The following is a 15,234-nucleotide window of genomic DNA, read 5'->3' on the forward strand; positions in this document are numbered from 1 at the left end:
GGTCATGAGCAGCGTCGAGAGCTTCGGCCCGCCGCCCTACCTCCCCGCCCACGAGCTGCTGTCCGGCCGTACCGCGGTCATCACCGCGGCCGCCGGTTCCGGCATCGGCGGGGCCACCGCCCGCCGCTTCCTGGAGGAGGGCGCGAGCGTCGTCCTGGGCGATCTCCACGGCGGCCGCCTCGCGCGTGCCGTCACCGCCCTGGCCGAGGAGTTCGGGGCCGACCGGGTCGCCGGCGAGCCCTGCGACGTCACGGACGAGGCGCGGGTCGCCGCCCTCCTCGGCCTCGCCGAGGACCGGCACGGTCCCCTCGACATCCTCGTCAACAACGCCGGCCTGGGCGGCACCGCCGAGCTCGTGGACATGACCGACGAGCAGTGGGACCGGGTCGTCGACACCACGCTGTACGGCACCTTCCGCTGCACCCGCGCCGCGCTGCGCCGCATGCGCGCGAGCGGCACCGGCGGGGTCGTCGTGAACAACGCCTCCGTCGTCGGCTGGCGCGCCCAGCGCGGCCAGGCCCACTACGCCGCCGCCAAGGCCGGCGTCATGGCGCTCACCCGCTGCGCCGCGGTGGAGGCCGCCGGGTTCGGCGTACGGGTCAACGCCGTCTCGCCCAGCCTCGCCGCCCACCCCCACCTGGAACGGGTCGCCGAGCCCGCGCTGCTCGCCGAGCTGGCCCGGCGCGAGGCGTTCGGCCGGGCGGCCGAGCCCTGGGAGGTCGCCAACGTCATCGTCTTCCTCGCCAGCGGCTACTCGTCGTACATGACGGGCGAGACCGTGGCCGTCAGCAGTCAGCGCGCCTGAGCGCGGACAACGGGACGACAGACGTGGCCGACAATGACTCCGTGCCGATCAGCAAGAAGACCACCACCGAGAGGCCGGCCCCGGGCCGGCGCGAGGAGCTGCTCGCGACGGCGGCCGAGGTGTTCGCCGAGCAGGGCTACACCGCGACCACCGTCCGCCGCATCGCGGACGCCGCCGGACTGCTCGCGGGCAGCCTCTATTACCACTTCGACTCCAAGGAGTCGATGCTGGACGAGATCCTCTCCGCCTTCCTCGGCGAGCTGTGGGCCGGCTACGACGCCGTGCTCGCCGCCGGGCTCGGCCCCCGGGCGACCCTGGAGGCGCTGGTCACCGAGTCCTTCCGGGAGATCGACCGGCACCGCGCCGCCGTGGCCATCTACCAGCGGGAGGCCAGGGACCTCGCCGGCCGGCCGCGCTTCGGCTATCTCGCCGAGTCCCAGCGGCGGTTCGAGGAGACGTGGCTGGGCACGCTCGAGCGCGGCGTCGCCGAGGGCGCCTTCCGCGCCGACCTCGACGTCCGCCTCGCCTACCGCTTCGTGCGCGACACGGTGTGGGTGGCGGCGTCGTGGTACCGGCCGGGCGGCACCCACAGCCCCGAGGAGATCGCCCGGCAGTACCTGTCCATGGTCCTGGACGGGATCTCCGCACGGTAGGGAACACGGTAGGGAACACGGTAGGAAACCAGCCGCACCAACCGAGGAGCGCGCCATGCCCGAGGCCTACGTCGTCGAAGCGGTCCGCACCCCCGTCGGCAAGCGGAACGGAGGCCTCAGCGCGGTGCACCCGGCCGATCTCGGCGCCCATGTGCTCACGGCGCTCCTCGACCGCTCGGGCGTCGACCCCGCCGCCGTGGACGACGTCGTCCTCGGCTGCCTGGACGCGGTCGGGCCGCAGGCCGGCGACATCGCCCGCACCAGCTGGCTGGCGGCGGGCCTGCCGGAGGAAGTGCCCGGCGTCACCGTCGACCGGCAGTGCGGATCGGGCCAGCAGGCCGTCCACTTCGCCGCGCAGGCCGTCCTCTCCGGCACCCAGGACCTGGTGGTGGCGGGCGGCGTGCAGAACATGTCGCAGATCCCCATCGCCTACGCGGCCCGCCGGGCCGCCGAGCCGCTCGGCCTGTCCGAGGGCCCCTTCGCCGGCTCCCGCGGCTGGCGCGAGCGCTACGGCGACCGGCCCGTCAACCAGTTCCACGGCGCCGAGCTGATCGCCCACCAGTGGGGCATCGCCCGGGAGCGGATGGAGGAGTTCGCCCTGACCTCGCACCGGCGGGCCGTGCGCGCCGCCGACGAGGGCCGCTTCGACCGCGAGCTCGTCCCGTACGGCGCCATGGCCGCCGACGAAGGCCCGCGCCGGGACACCACCGCGGCCAGGATGGCCGCCCTGGAACCCGTCGTGCCGGGCGGGCGGCTGACGGCCGCCCTCTCCTCCCAGATCTCCGACGGCGCCGCCGTCCTGCTGCTGGCGGGCGAACGCGCCGTGCGCGTCCACGGCCTGACCCCGCGCGCCCGCGTCCACCACCTCTCCGTCCGCGGCGAGGACCCCATCCGCATGCTCACCGCCCCGATCCCGGCCACGGCCCACGCCCTGCGCCGCAGCGGTCTGACGATCGGCGACATCGACCTCGTCGAGATCAACGAGGCCTTCGCGTCGGTGGTGCTGGCCTGGCTGACGGAGACGGGCGCCGACCCGGAACGGGTCAACGTCAACGGCGGCGCGATCGCCCTCGGCCACCCGCTGGGCGCCAGCGGCGCCCGGCTGATGACCACGCTCCTCGCCGAACTGGAGCGCACCGGCGGCCGCTACGGCCTTCAGGTGATGTGCGAGGGCGGCGGCCAGGCCAATGTGACGATCATCGAACGGCTGTGAACCCGTCCCCGGGGGGTTCCTCCGTCCCCAGGCGGCGCAGCGTCGCCTCCGCCTCCGCCATGATCCGCCCGATCAGCGCGGCGCAGGACGGCAGGTCGTCGATGACGCCGGCCACCTGCCCGGCGGACATCACGCCCAGGTCCGTCCGGCCGTCCACCATCGCGGCCCGGAGCAGCACCGGGGTGCTCGCCGCGAGCAGCACCCGGCCCCAGCCCAGGTCCGTGCCGCGCTTGTGGGCCAGGCCGTCGCGCAGCAGCCGGGCCGTGCCCGTCCCGGTCATCCCGCGCAGGGCGCGGGCGTGCCGCAGCGCCCGCAGGAACGTGGCCGGGCGGCCCGCGCGTTCGAGGGCGGTGACGAAGGGGGTGCGCAGCACCCGGTGCGGCCGGCCGTCGACCTTGGTGGTGACGGTGACGTCCGTGACCGACGCGGCGAGGTAGGCGGCCTTCACGGCGTCCGGGACCGTGCTGTCGGAGGTGAGCAGGAAGCGGGTGCCCATGGCGACACCGGAGGCGCCGTAGGCGAGCGCGGCCACCAGGCCCCGCCCGTCGTGGAAGCCGCCCGCCGCGACGACGGGCACCCCGACCGCGTCCACCACCTGCGGCACCAGCACCGAGGTCGCCACCGGGCCGGTGTGGCCGCCGCCCTCGCCGCCCTGGACCACCAGCGCGTCGGCGCCCCAGGCCACGGCCTTCTCGGCGTGCCGCCGCGCCCCGACGGTGGGGACGACCACGACCCCGGCGTCCTTCAGCCGGGCGATCAGCTCCGGGGAGGGGGCGAGCGCGAAGGAGGCCACCCGGACGCCCTCGTCGATGATGATCCGGACGCGTTCGGCGGCGTCGCCCGCGTCCGCCCGCAGGTTGACCCCGAAGGGCCGGTCCGTGCGCGAGCGCACCTCGCGCACGGCGGCCCGCAGCCCGTCGGGGGTCATGGTGGCGGAGCCCAGGATGCCCAGCGCCCCCGCCTCGGCCACCGCCGTCACCAGGCGGGGCCCGGCCACCCAGCCCATGCCCGTCTGCACGACCGGGTGCCGCACCCCCACCAGGCCGGTCAGCGCCGTCCTCACGCCGGCACCTCGCGGTCGCGCCGCCCGGCCGGGTCGATGACCTCCCGGATCAGCCGGAGTTCGGCGTCCGTCGGGGCGCGGGTGCGCGCCACATCGGCGGGCACGTCCAGCGGGAAGCCCGTGGCGGCCCGTACCTCCTCGGCGGTGACCCCGGGGTGGAGGGAGCGGACCCGCATCGTGCGGTCGGGGGTCTCGAAGTCGAGCACGGCGAGATCGGTGACGACGCGCGGGACGTTGTGGAAGCGGCTCGCCGAGGGCCCGGCGGCCGCGGCCCGGTCGTAGCCGACGCCGCAGACCATGTCGACGCGCTCGACCAGGACGCGCGGGGAGTGCCGGGGGATCCAGTAACTGACGGGGTGGTTGACGGTGTTGGCCGGTGCCCCGCGCACGCCGATCAGCTGGCGGGCGGGGCGCCGCCAGTCCCCGACGCAGCTGATGTTCTGGTTGCCGTGCCGGTCCAGCTGGCTCGCGCCCATCATCGCGTGCCGCTTCCCGCCCGCGACCAGCGCCAGGTGGCGGCGGAAGGGGAGCCAGCCCTCGACCGTACGGGGCCGGGCGCCCAGCGCCGGGACGTCGGCGGCCAGCATCGCCTCCCCGTCCGTCAGCAGCAGCTCCGGCGCGAAGGTGAGCTTCGCCAGCCGGGCGCCGGCCGTCGGTACGACGCCGGCCATCGGGCTCGCCAGGATCTCGCCGGCGCCCCGCCAGACCTCCGCGCAGGCCACCACGCAGACCTCCGCCCTGCTGGCGCACGTACTCATGACGCCTCCCGGGCCCGGGCCACCGCCGCCCGGTAGTCCGCCTCGTCTCCGGACAGGAAGCGCGCGGCGAACTCCCGCCAGCCCGCCGGGTCGGCCGCCGCCTTCGCGTACGCCGCCTGGAACGCCTCGTCCCGCCCGTAGTCCGGGGCGCAGGAGGTGAAGTGGGCGCCCCCGGGCGCCTCGACGACACCGGAGACGCAGTGCCGCTGCACCAGCAGCGTCTGCGGCCCGCCCGCCGCCGCGAACTCCTCGCCGTCCACGACGCGTTCGCACGAGACGTACGCCTCGCGCGCCGCCTCGCAGAAGAGGTCGTCGAAGTACGGGTCGGGGCCCAGGTACTGGGCGTTGCCGTGGGCGTCGGCCCGGTTGAGGTGGACCAGCGCCGCGTCGAGGGTGAGCGCGGGCACGGCCACCAGCTCCTCGCCGTCCGCGTACGGCGAGGTGACCGTGCGCAGACCGGGGTTGACCCGCAGGACGTCCGAGCCCAGTCCGGCCCGGACCGGCAGGAACGGAAGCCGGTGCGCGGCGGCCGTCAGGCCCCACATGAACATCGCCTCGTCCAGCTCCATCAGCTCCAGCTCGCCGCGCTGCCGGGCGGCCCGGAAGTGGGGTTCGAGGGGGATGGAGTCGAGGGTGGCGAAGGCGGCGACGAGCTTGCGCACCCGCCCGGCGGCCACCAGCAGACCCACGTCGGGGCCTCCGTAGGACACCACGGTCAGATCGGTGACGTCCGACCGGAGCAGGGCCCGGACCAGGGCCATCGGCTTGCGGCGCGAGCCCCAGCCGCCGATGCCTATCGTCATGCCGCTCGTGAGCCTGCCTATGGCCTCGTCGGCGGTCATCCGCTTGTCGGCCGTCACGGCCGCTCCTCTCCCGTGCCCCGGGCCGCCGCGCCGCCGGAGACGAACGCGTCACGATGGCGGTCGGCGACCCCGGTCAGGCTCGCCTCGAAGGTGAAGCCCTGCTCGTAGCGGTAGCTGCGGCGGACGTCGACCGGGTCGATGCCGTTCAGCGCGGCCTTGGCCAGCCGTAGCAGCACACCGTCCTTCGCCGCGATCTCCCGCGCCAGGGCCAGGGCCGCCGCGGCGAGTTCGTCCCGCGGCACCACCCGCCACACGGAGCCGTGCCGGTGCAGCTCCCGCGCGGTGACCGTGCGGGACGTGTAGTAGAGGGTGCGCATCAGGTGCTGGGGGACGAGCCGGGCCAGGTGGGTGGCGGCGCCGAGGGCACCGCGGTCCAGCTCGGGCAGGCCGAACACCGCGTCGTCGGAGGCGACGACGGCGTCGGCGTTGCCGACCAGCCCGATGCCGCCGCCGAGACAGAAGCCGTGGACGGCGGCAACGACGGGGACCTCGCACTCGTAGACGGCCGAGAAGGCCGCCGAGCAGCCGTGGTTGGCGCCGACCAGGGCCTCGTGACCGGGAGTGCGCTGCAACTCCTTCAGATCCACACCGGCGTTGAAGCCGCGCCCGGCCGCGGCGAGGACCACGCAGCGGGTGGCACCGTCCCGGCCCGCCGCGCGCACGGCATCGGCCAGTTCGTACCAGCCGTGCACGGGAAGGGCGTTGACCGGCGGGAAGTCGACGGTGACGACGGAGACGCCCGGTTCGGGGCGTGCGGTGGAGACGCTCATCGGCTACCTTTCCACCTAACGTTTGTTAGGTGCGACGGTAGCAGCGGACCGACGGCCTCGGGAGGTGCCCGAAATGGTCAGCGCTCCACGCTCCGACGGCCGCGTCGCCGTCGTCACCGGCGGCACCCGCGGGGTCGGCGCCGGCATCGCCCGCGCCTTCCTGCGCGCCGGCACGGACGTCGTCGTCTGCGCCCGCAGACCCCCGGAGCACCCCGTCGCGGCGGCCGGCCGCACCGCCCGCTTCCTCCCCGTGGACCTGCGCGAACCCGACGCCGTCGACGCCTTCTTCGACCGCGTCGCCCGCGACCACGGACGGCTCGACGTCCTGGTCAACAACGCCGGCGGCACCCCTCACCGGCGGCTCGACGAGGCCGACGCCGCCCGCCACGCGCGCGTGATCGCCCTCAACCTCACCGCCGCGCTGACCGCCTCCCTCGCCGCCCACCGCCTCATGCGCGCCCAGCGCGCCGGCGGTTGCGTCCTGATGGTCGGCAGCGTCAGCGGCACCCGCCCCTCGCCCGGCACCGCCGCCTACGGCGCCGCCAAGGCCGGCCTGGAGAACCTCGCGCGCACCATGGCCGTGGAATGGGCCCCGGCCGTCCGCGTCAACACCCTCGTCCTGGGCCTGGTGCGCACGGAGGCCGCCGGGGCGCACTACGGCGGCGCGCGCGGCACCGCCGCCGTCGCCCGGACCGTGCCGGCCGGGCGCCTCGCCGAACCCGACGAGATCGGAGAGGCCGCCGTGTTCCTCGCCTCCGACCGCGCCGCCTACATCACCGGCGCCGCCCTGCTCGTGCACGGCGGCGGCGAACGCCCGGCCTTCCTGGACGCGGCCTCCGATCCCCTGCCACCGTCCCACGAGTCCCACGAGTCCCACGAATCCCACGAGGAGGAAGACCGAGGATGACCGGAATCTGCGCCGGCCGCGTCGTCGCCGTCACCGGCGGCGGGCGCGGCCTCGGCCGGGCCCACGCCCTGGCGCTCGCCGCCGAGGGCGCGCGCGTCGTCGTCAACGACCTCGGGGTGGACCGCGCGGGCACGGGCCCCTCCGAGGGCCCCGCCCGGCGGGTCGCCGACGAGATCCGCGCCCGCGGCGGCCACGCCGTCGCCCACGCCGGGGACGTCACCACCGACGACGGCGCGGCCTCCCTCGTCGCCACGGCCCTCGACCGCTTCGGCCGGCTCGACGCCCTGGTCAACAACGCCGGCTTCCTGCGCGACCGGATGCTCGTCAATCTCGCCGAGGAGGACTGGGACGCGGTCGTGGGCGTCCACCTCAAGGGACACTTCCTGCCGCTGCGGCACGCCGCCGCCCACTGGCGTGCCCTGGCCCGGGCGGGCGGCCCGGCCGCCGCCCGCGTCGTCAACACCACGTCCGGCGCCGGGCTGCTGGGCAGCGTCGGCCAGGCCAACTACAGCGCGGCCAAGGCCGGCATCGTCGGCCTGACCCTCGTCGCCGCCGCCGAACTCGCCCGCTACGGCGTCCAGGTCAACGCCGTCGCCCCGGCCGCCCGCACCCGGATGACCGAGGAGACCTTCGCCGACGCGATGGCCGCGCCGGCGGACGGCGGCTTCGACGCGATGGCGCCGGGCAACGTCTCGCCGCTCGTCGTCTGGCTGGCCTCGGAGGCCAGCGACGGCGTCAGCGGGCAGGTCTTCGAGGCCGCCGGCGGCCGCATCACCGTGATGGAGGGCTGGCACCCGGGCCCGACCACCGACAAGGCCGACCGGTGGGCCCCGGTGGAGGTGGGCCGGGCCGTCCGGGGCCTGCTCGGCGGCGTCAGGCGGCCCCGGCCGGTGTACGGGGCCGGCGGGTGAGGCGGGGCGCGCCGGGGCCCGTACGAAGACCCGGTCAGGACACGATGTCCTTGCCCCTGAAGTGCCGGAACGCGAAGGCGAACAGCACCACCGCGTACGCCACCGACACCGCCGTCCCCTTCACCATGCCGCCCCACTCCGCGTGCGGCTGCAACGCGTCCGCCCACGCGTACTGCCAGTGCGCCGGCAGCAGGTCGCGCCAGTGGCCCAGCGCCGTGACCGCGTCCAGGACGTTGCCGACGATGGTCAGCCCCATCGCCCCGCCCACCGCGCCGAGCGGCGCGTCCGTGACCGTCGACAGCCAGAACGCCAGCGCGGCCGTCACCAGCTGACCGACGAACACATAGGCGACGACGACCGCCAGCCGGGCCGTGGCCGTTCCCGCGTCCAGCGAGCCGCCCGTGGGGATGCGCAGCGGCCCCCAGCCGTACGCCACCGTGCCCGCCGCCAGGGCCACCAGCGGGAGCAGCACCATGGCGGCCGCGCTGAAGCCCAGCGCCACCGTCAGCTTGCTCAGCAGCAGCCGGGCCCGCGGCACGGGGGCCGCCAGCAGATAGCGCAGCGACGACCAGCTCGCCTCCGAGGCCACGGCGTCCCCGCAGAACAGTGCCACCGGCACCACCAGCAGGAAGCCTGCCGAGACGAACAGCGCGGTGGCCGCGAAGTTCACGCCCGACGCCGTCGCCGTGTCCATCAGCGTCACCCGGTTGTTGCGGCCGCCCGGGTCGCCGCCGATCGCGAAGGCCGCGATCAGCACGAACGGCAGCACGGCCAGCACCGCCCCCATCACCAGGGTGCGGCGCCGGCGGAGCTGGCGCGCCGCCTCCACCCGTAGGGGCAGGGTGTGGCGCGCCCGGTAGCCGGGCGCGGCCTCCGGGGTCGTGAGCGTGGTCATGCCGAGCCTCCGATCAGGGTCAGGAACGCGTCCTCCAGCCGCCGGTGCGGGCCCGCGCTCGCCACCGGGATCTCCAGCCGGACCAGCTCGGCCAGCAGCTCGGGCGCGGTCGCGCCGTCGAGCCGTACGAGCAGGCCCTCGTCGGTCCGCACCGCCGAGGCGACGCCCGGCAGCGCGGCCACCTTGTCGACCGTCACCTCCGTGAGCCGGCCCGCGACGCCCACCAGCAGGGTGTCGCCCGAGCCGGTGATCTCCGCGACCGGGCCGGCGGTCACCAGCCGGCCGCGGTCCATGACGACCAGGTGGGTGCAGGACTGCTCGACCTCGGCGAGGAGGTGGCTGGAGACGATGACGGTCCGCCCGGCGGCCGCGTATCGGATCATCACCTCGCGCATCTCGCGGATCTGCGGCGGGTCGAGACCGTTCGCCGGCTCGTCGAGGATCAGCAGGTCCGGCAGCCCCAGCATGGCCTGGGCGATGGCCAGGCGCTGCCGCATGCCCTGCGAGTACGTGCGGACGGCCCGGTCCAGCGCGCTGCCCAGGCCGGCGATCTCCAGCGCCTCCTCGACGTGGGCGTCCTCGGCCGGGCGGCCCGTGGCCCGCCAGTACAGGTCCAGGTTGGCCCGGCCCGACAGGTGCGGCAGGAAGCCGGCGCCCTCCACGAACGCGCCCACCCGCGACAGCACGGGCGCGCCGGGCCGGATCGCGTGCCCGAACACCCGGATCTCGCCCGCGTCGGGGCGGATGAGGCCCATGAGCATGCGCAGGGTGGTCGTCTTGCCCGCGCCGTTGGGCCCGAGGAGGCCCAGCACCTGACCGCGCTCCACCCGGTAGGAGAGATCCCGCACGGCGTAGCGGTCGGCGGCCCCGGCGTAGCGCTTGGTCAGGCCGGTGATCTCCAGCGGCACGTCGGCCAGCGCCGGGTCCGGCGCCGGGGTCGCGCCGCGCCGGCGGCCGGTCAGCAGCACCGCGGCGGCGACCAGTACGCCGCCGAGCGGCAGCCCCCACGTCCACCACGGCAGTCCGGCGGCGCCCGTCCGCACGTCCGGCGCCGTGGGCACGCTCAGCCCGTCGCCCGCCAGGGAGACGGTGTACGTGGCCGGGGCGGTCGGCGACGCGTAGCCGAGGTCGGTCGCGGCGAGCACCAGGCGCATCCGGTGCCCGGCCTCGAAGGTGTGGTCGACGGCCGGCAGGCGCAGCTCGACCGTACGGCCGTCGCGCGCGCCGGTGACCCGCACCGGGGTGACCAGGCCGCCGGGCAGCACCTGCTGCCCGTTCGGCCCCACGTCGTAGACCTTGGCGAACAGCACCGCCTCGTCCGTGCCGGAGGCCACCTTCACCTTCACGGTGGGCGAGCCGGTGACGCGGACGCCCTCGGACAGCCGCTCGGAGTCGAAGCGGGCGTACTGGCCGGGGAAGTCGAGGGACACACCGAGGCCCAGGCCCGACAGCTGGGCCGCGGCCCCGCCGACGCCCGGGACGGTGGAGACGGCGGCCGGGTTGCCGCCCGCCGGGTTGCCGAACGACTGCCGGCCGCCGGTCAGGCCGACCGTGCGCGTCTCCTCGCGCAGCCCGGGGTAGCGGGTGCCGGTGGCCGTACGCAGCTGGGTCCTGCCGTCGGTGGTGTCGATGCCGCCGGTCCGGGTGACCCGGAACGCGGGTCCGGTGTCCGTCCCCTCGTCGTCCTTCAGATAGCGGTCGAACCACGCCCGGGTGCGCTGTTCGACGCGCCGCCGCTCGCTCTCCAGGCCGCCCGCGTCGTGGCCGCCGGAGGCCCAGTCGACGGCGACGGGCGCGCCGTTGCGGGCGATCGCCCGGGCCGCCGTGTCGGACTGGTCGAGGGGGAAGAGGGAGTCGTTCTGTCCCTGGACGAGGAGGGTGGGCACCTTGATCCGGTCGGCCACCGCGGACGGGCTGCGGCGTTCGAGGAGCGCCCGGGCCTCCGCGTCCGGCCGGCCGGCCACGGCCACCCGCTCGTACATCGCGCACAGGCTCTTCTCGAACCGCCCGCAGCCGGCGGCGGCCGCACGGTCCGCCGCCGTCCCGCCGGCGCCCGTCCGCTTCCCCCCGGGGCCGGTGGACGAGGTCGATCCGGTGGTGAAGAAGACGCCGGCCCACAGCCGCTTGAACACGTCACCGGGGAACAGCGAGTCGGCGAGGTTCCAGTAGGTGATCTGCGGGGCGATGGCGTCGATCCGCTTGTCGTGCCCGGCCGCGAGGAGCGCGATCGCGCCGCCGTAGGAAGCGCCCGCGATACCCACCCGGGGGTCGCCCTTCGCGTCCAGGCGGACCTCGGGCCGCCGGGCCAGCCAGTCGACGAGCCGGCCGACGTCGGCCACCTCGTGGTCCGGGTCGTTGAGCCCGATGCGGCCGGAGGAACGGCCGAAGCCGCGCGCCGACCAGGTCAGCACGGCGTAGCCCTCGCGGGCCAGGTCCTCGGCCTGCTCCCGCAGGTCGTCCTTGCTGCCGCCGAAGCCGTGCGCGAGCAGGACGGCGGGCCGGCGGCCGGAGCCGCCCGCGGTGAAGAAGGAGGTGTCGAGGCGGACGTCGCGAGCGCCGTCGCCCGGCTCCCCGGGCACGGCGATCACCCGGTCCTCGCGGTGCACGGGCGGGTCGCCGGTGGCCGAGGCCACGGTCCAGGTGCCGGCACCGGCGAGCACGGCGACGGCTGCCGCGGCGGCGGCCGCCCGTCGCCCGCGCGGGCGGGGGAGACGGCGGGGGAAACGCAGCTTCATGTCCGCATGCTAAGCGGAGCCGTCTTCCGTCTCGGCGGCGGCCGTCGTCGTCCCCTCGGCCGCCATGTCGGCCAGCCTGGTGACGGTGTTCCAGTTGCGGGAGGTGCCCGTCATGCCCAGCCGGCGGTTGGTGAGGAGCTTCGCCAGCCGGGAGTCCCGGATGCCGTCCGCGCAGTGCAGGTACACCTCGCGCTCGCCCAGCGCGAACGCCTCGGGCGCGTGGGCGGCCGGGTCGATGTCCGCGACGGAGGCCGGGTCGGGCCGGTCCGGCAGGAAGATCACCACGTACCGGGCGGGATCGGCCACCCGCCCGGCGAACGGGTCCCCGTCGACCACCCGCCGCAGGTCGTCCGCCGAGCGCACGACGCAGGCGACGGGGAAGCCGAACTCCTCCTCCAGGGCCCGCTCCAGGGCCGCCGTCAGCTCCGCGGCGCCGGAGCCGCGGTGCGAGAAGACGGCGTTGCCGCTGTTGAGGTGGGTGCGCACGCCGTCGCACCCCAGGCCGGTCAGGAGCTCGCGCAGGGTCCCCATCGGGACCCTGCGCCTGCCGCCCACGTTGATGCCCTGCAGCAGTGCCACGTACGTCGTCATCCCGCCACTCTAGGGAGGTGGGACTCCGTCGCACCGAGTGGGTCAGGACCGCCGCAGCCGCAGGGTGACGATCTCGAACGGCCGCAGGGACAGCTCGACCCCGCCATCGGCGACGGAGAGCGTGCCCACCGGGCGTTCCAGCAGGTCGCAGACCGACGCCGCCGCGATCGCGAACCCCGCCGTGGTCAGCCGCGTCGTGGCCCGGCCGCCCAGCGACTCGTACAACCGCACCACCACGTCCCCACCGCCGTCGTCCGCCAGCTTCACCGCCGAGACCACCACCGCCTCGCCCTCCACCGCCACCAGCGGCTCCACGGCGGCCGAACCGGGCACCCGCCGCTCGGGCAGATTGATCAGATGGCCCTCGCGCACCGCGTCCGCGACGGACGCGCCCGGCACCAGGGCGTAACGGAAGCGATGCGTCCCCTGGTCCGTGCGGGGGTCGGGGAAGCGGGGCGCGCGCAGCAGCGAGAGCCGTACCGTCGTGGTGGTCCCGGGCCGCTCGCCCTCCCGGGCCGAGCGCGACACGTCGTAGCCGTACGTCGAGTCGTTCACCAGCGCCACCCCCCACCCCGGCTCGGCGAGGTGGACGAACCGGTGCGCGCACGCCTCGAACTTCGCCGCGTCCCAGCTGGTGTTGGTGTGCGTGGGGCGGTGGAGATGCCCGAACTGCGTCTCGGCCGCCACCCGGTCGGTGTGCACGTCGAGGGGGAAGGCCGCCTTGAGGAACTTCTCCGTCTCGTGCCAGTCCACCTCCGTCTCGACGTCCAGCCGGCGCGCCCCCGGCGCCAGGACGATCCGCTGCTCCACGCGCGAGGAGCCGAAGGCCCGGACGACCCGCACCGCGCCGCCGTCGACCGCCTCCACCGTCTCGGCGCCGGTCAGGTCCGTCACCGTGTTCCGGTAGAAGGCGTCCACGTCCCAGGCGTCCCACATGGTGGGGAAGTCCTGGTGCAGCTGGAGCAGGTTCCCCGCCGCGCCCGGCGCCAGGGCCTCGCGGCCGGCCAGCCGGTCGTACACGGAGACGACCAGCCCGCGCCCGTCGACCGCCACCGTCAGCAGGCCGTTGTCCAGCACGAAGCCGCCGCCCTCGCGCGGCTCCACCGTCGTGGCCGGGGACACCGAGGGTGCCTCGGGGGCGGCCGCCATCGCCGGCACCCCGCCCCGCCCGTGCGGCGCCGCGTTGAAGACCACCGTGCCGGTGCCGTCCCCGGCGAGCGCCGCCAGCGCCTCCCCGACGATCTCCTCCAGCTCCGCCGCCACCTCCGCGTACGTCCGCGCCGCCTCCCGGTGCACCCACGCGATGGAGGTGCCCGGCAGGATGTCGTGGAACTGGTGCAGCAGCACCGTCCGCCACAGCCGGTCCAGCCGCTCATACGGATAGGCGGACCCGGTCCGCACCGCGGCCGTCGCCGCCCACAGCTCGGCCTCGCGCAGCAGGTGCTCGCTCCGCCGGTTGCCCTGCTTGGTGCGCGCCTGGCTGGTCAGCGTCGCCCGGTGGAGCTCCAGATAGAGCTCGCCCACCCACACCGGCGCCTGCGGGTACTCGGCACGGGCCTTCTCGAAGAACGCCGACGGTTTCTCGAAGACGACCCGGGCCGAGCCCTCCAGGTCCGCCAGCCGGCGCGCCCGCGCCAGCATCTCCCGCGTCGTCCCGCCACCGCCGTCGCCCCAGCCCGTCGGCGCCAGCGACCGCGTCGCCCCGCCCTTCTCCCGGAAGTTGCGGACCGCGTGCGCCACCTCCCGCCCGGACAACTGCGCGTTGTACGTGTCGATCGGCGGGAAGTGGGTGAAGACCCGGGTGCCGTCCAGCCCCTCCCACCAGAACGTGTGGTGCGGGAAGGTGTTGGACCGGCTCCAGGAGATCTTCTGCGTCAGGAACCACTTCGACCCCGACAGCCGGACGAGCTGCGGCAGCGCGGCGGAATAGCCGAAGCTGTCCGGCAGCCACACCTCCTCCGTCTCGATCCCGAACTCCTCCAGGAAGAAGCGCTTGCCGTACACGAACTGCCGGGCCAGCGCCTCGGAGCCGGGCATGTTGGTGTCCGACTCCACCCACATCCCGCCCACGGGCACGAAACGGCCCTCAGCGACCGCCTTCTTCACCCGCGCGTACACCTCCGGCCGGTGCTCCTTGATCCACGCGAACTGCTGCGCCTGCGACATGGCGTAGACGAAGTCCGGCTCGTCCTCCAGCAGCGCGGTCATATTGGCGGTCGTACGCGCCACCTTGCGGACCGTCTCGCGCAGCGGCCACAGCCACGCCGAGTCGATGTGCGCGTGCCCCACGGCGCTGATCCGGTGCGCGGAGGCATGCGCGGGCGCCGACAGCACTCCCGCGAGCCGCTCGCGCGCCCGCTCCGCCGTCCCGCCGACGTCCTGGAGGTCGAGGGCGTCCAGCGCCCGCTCGACGGCCCGCAGGACCTCCCAGCGGCGCGGCGACTCCTCCGGCAGCTCGGCCATCAGCTGGCCGAGCACCTCCAGGTCGTGCACCAGCTCCCACACCGTCCGGTCGAGGACCGCCAGGTCCATCCGCTCCAGGCGGTAGCGCGGCGCGTCGTCGGCAGTCTCCCGGTCGCCCAGCTCCGTGGGGACGAAGGGGCGGTAGTCCATGATCACCGGATTGGACGCGGCCTCGACGTGGAGCAGGACGCGCTCGCCGCCCGCCACGCGCTCCCCGACGCGCACCCACTGGTTGCGCGGGTTGAGGCCCTTCACCGGCGAGCCGTCGGGCCGGTAGACCAGGCCCTCGCACTGGAAGCCCGGCATGTTCTCGTCGAAGCCCAGATCCAGCAGGGCCTCGACCGTCCGGCCCGCCCAGGCGCGCGGCACCGTACCGGACACCGTGAACCAGCTCGTGCCCCACGCCGGGCCCCACCGGTCGCCCACCGCGATCGGGGTACGCGGGGCGGCGATCCCCTCCGCGACGGGCACCGGCTCGCCGGGCGCGTGCCACACGGAGACCTCCAGCGGCACCGACTCGGGGTACACGGCCGGGCGGACGCGCTCGTCCAGCACCCTCGCGAGCCGGGCTTCGGTGATGGCGCGGTCGTTGTGCATGCCTCTCCTT

At 75.4% G+C, this 15,234-nt stretch carries 13 protein-coding genes; 5 read left to right on the plus strand and 8 right to left on the minus strand.

What is annotated here, in order from left to right:
• Window positions 1–4: 4 nt before the first annotated feature.
• Genes AC07BS_RS04890 through AC07BS_RS04900 form a run of 3 tightly spaced genes read left to right on the plus strand, consistent with a single transcriptional unit; the run spans window position 5 to window position 2,671 of the window.
• Window positions 5–805 carry an SDR family oxidoreductase gene (locus AC07BS_RS04890; RefSeq protein ID WP_478639800.1) on the plus strand — a complete coding sequence of 267 codons (801 nt, stop codon included), beginning with the start codon at window positions 5–7 and terminating at the stop codon, window positions 803–805.
• Window positions 806–846: 41 nt separating this feature from the next.
• The gene (locus AC07BS_RS04895) at window positions 847–1,458 is read left to right on the plus strand and encodes a TetR/AcrR family transcriptional regulator (RefSeq protein WP_478639798.1); all 612 of its coding nucleotides are present in this window, start codon (window positions 847–849) and stop codon (window positions 1,456–1,458) included.
• A gap of 55 nt (window positions 1,459–1,513) precedes the next feature.
• Window positions 1,514–2,671, plus strand: a complete 1,158-nt coding sequence (locus tag AC07BS_RS04900; protein ID WP_478639797.1) for an acetyl-CoA C-acetyltransferase — start codon at window positions 1,514–1,516, stop codon at window positions 2,669–2,671.
• On the opposite strand, the gene AC07BS_RS04905 is transcribed toward AC07BS_RS04900, so the two are convergent.
• Genes AC07BS_RS04905 through AC07BS_RS04920 form a run of 4 tightly spaced genes read right to left on the minus strand, consistent with a single transcriptional unit; the run spans window position 2,655 to window position 6,125 of the window.
• On the minus strand, window positions 2,655–3,734 hold the full coding sequence (locus AC07BS_RS04905) for an NAD(P)H-dependent flavin oxidoreductase (protein ID WP_478930242.1): 1,080 nt from the start codon (window positions 3,732–3,734) through the stop codon (window positions 2,655–2,657). The genes AC07BS_RS04900 and AC07BS_RS04905 overlap by 17 nt on opposite strands.
• The gene (locus AC07BS_RS04910; RefSeq protein WP_478639794.1) at window positions 3,731–4,492 is read right to left on the minus strand and encodes a CoA-transferase subunit beta; all 762 of its coding nucleotides are present in this window, start codon (window positions 4,490–4,492) and stop codon (window positions 3,731–3,733) included. Before AC07BS_RS04910 ends, AC07BS_RS04905 begins: the two co-directional genes overlap by 4 nt.
• Window positions 4,489–5,334 (minus strand): CoA transferase subunit A, encoded by an 846-nt coding sequence (locus AC07BS_RS04915; RefSeq protein WP_478641061.1) that lies wholly within the window; start codon window positions 5,332–5,334, stop codon window positions 4,489–4,491. Before AC07BS_RS04915 ends, AC07BS_RS04910 begins: the two co-directional genes overlap by 4 nt.
• Window positions 5,335–5,348: 14 nt before the next feature.
• Window positions 5,349–6,125, minus strand: a complete 777-nt coding sequence (locus AC07BS_RS04920) for an enoyl-CoA hydratase family protein (RefSeq protein ID WP_478639792.1) — start codon at window positions 6,123–6,125, stop codon at window positions 5,349–5,351.
• Window positions 6,126–6,198: 73 nt separating this feature from the next.
• Between AC07BS_RS04920 and AC07BS_RS04925 the strand changes: the two genes are divergently transcribed.
• Both AC07BS_RS04925 and AC07BS_RS04930 read left to right on the plus strand, forming a co-directional pair.
• Entirely contained in the window at window positions 6,199–7,032 is an 834-nt protein-coding gene (locus AC07BS_RS04925) for an SDR family oxidoreductase (protein WP_478639791.1), read from the plus strand.
• Window positions 7,029–7,943, plus strand: a complete 915-nt coding sequence (locus AC07BS_RS04930) for an SDR family oxidoreductase (protein WP_478639790.1) — start codon at window positions 7,029–7,031, stop codon at window positions 7,941–7,943. Before AC07BS_RS04925 ends, AC07BS_RS04930 begins: the two co-directional genes overlap by 4 nt.
• Before the next feature lie 34 nt (window positions 7,944–7,977).
• Here the strand turns inward: AC07BS_RS04930 and AC07BS_RS04935 are convergent, their stop codons facing one another.
• The 4 genes from AC07BS_RS04935 to AC07BS_RS04950 are packed head-to-tail and all read right to left on the minus strand — an operon-like array spanning window position 7,978 to window position 15,224.
• Window positions 7,978–8,838, minus strand: a complete 861-nt coding sequence (locus AC07BS_RS04935) for an ABC transporter permease (RefSeq protein WP_478639788.1) — start codon at window positions 8,836–8,838, stop codon at window positions 7,978–7,980.
• Complete coding sequence (locus AC07BS_RS04940; protein WP_478930245.1) at window positions 8,835–11,573, minus strand: alpha/beta fold hydrolase; 2,739 nt, start codon at window positions 11,571–11,573, stop codon at window positions 8,835–8,837. The genes AC07BS_RS04935 and AC07BS_RS04940 overlap by 4 nt, the downstream gene beginning before the upstream one ends.
• A 9-nt stretch (window positions 11,574–11,582) precedes the next feature.
• Window positions 11,583–12,164: a DUF1697 domain-containing protein gene (locus tag AC07BS_RS04945; protein WP_478930247.1), complete on the minus strand. Its 582-nt coding sequence runs from the start codon at window positions 12,162–12,164 to the stop codon at window positions 11,583–11,585.
• A gap of 42 nt (window positions 12,165–12,206) precedes the next feature.
• Window positions 12,207–15,224: an alpha-mannosidase gene (locus tag AC07BS_RS04950; RefSeq protein WP_478930249.1), complete on the minus strand. Its 3,018-nt coding sequence runs from the start codon at window positions 15,222–15,224 to the stop codon at window positions 12,207–12,209.
• Window positions 15,225–15,234 lie beyond the last annotated feature (10 nt).

The sequence above is a fragment of the Streptomyces sp. NPDC044063 genome, from assembly GCF_056434285.1.

What these genes read in the sequence shown, in the direction of transcription:
- AC07BS_RS04890 (WP_478639800.1), top strand. Translation starts at nt 5, where the DNA reads ATGAGCAGCGTCGAGAGCTTCGGCCCGCCGCCCTACCTCCCCGCCCAC.
- AC07BS_RS04900 (WP_478639797.1), top strand. Translation starts at nt 1,514, where the DNA reads ATGCCCGAGGCCTACGTCGTCGAAGCGGTCCGCACCCCCGTCGGCAAG.
- AC07BS_RS04910 (WP_478639794.1), bottom strand. Translation starts at nt 4,492, where the DNA reads ATGAGTACGTGCGCCAGCAGGGCGGAGGTCTGCGTGGTGGCCTGCGCG.
- AC07BS_RS04915 (WP_478641061.1), bottom strand. Translation starts at nt 5,334, where the DNA reads ATGACCGCCGACGAGGCCATAGGCAGGCTCACGAGCGGCATGACGATA.
- AC07BS_RS04920 (WP_478639792.1), bottom strand. Translation starts at nt 6,125, where the DNA reads ATGAGCGTCTCCACCGCACGCCCCGAACCGGGCGTCTCCGTCGTCACC.
- AC07BS_RS04925 (WP_478639791.1), top strand. Translation starts at nt 6,199, where the DNA reads ATGGTCAGCGCTCCACGCTCCGACGGCCGCGTCGCCGTCGTCACCGGC.
- AC07BS_RS04930 (WP_478639790.1), top strand. Translation starts at nt 7,029, where the DNA reads ATGACCGGAATCTGCGCCGGCCGCGTCGTCGCCGTCACCGGCGGCGGG.
- AC07BS_RS04935 (WP_478639788.1), bottom strand. Translation starts at nt 8,838, where the DNA reads ATGACCACGCTCACGACCCCGGAGGCCGCGCCCGGCTACCGGGCGCGC.
- AC07BS_RS04940 (WP_478930245.1), bottom strand. Translation starts at nt 11,573, where the DNA reads ATGAAGCTGCGTTTCCCCCGCCGTCTCCCCCGCCCGCGCGGGCGACGG.
- AC07BS_RS04945 (WP_478930247.1), bottom strand. Translation starts at nt 12,164, where the DNA reads ATGACGACGTACGTGGCACTGCTGCAGGGCATCAACGTGGGCGGCAGG.
- AC07BS_RS04950 (WP_478930249.1), bottom strand. Translation starts at nt 15,224, where the DNA reads ATGCACAACGACCGCGCCATCACCGAAGCCCGGCTCGCGAGGGTGCTG.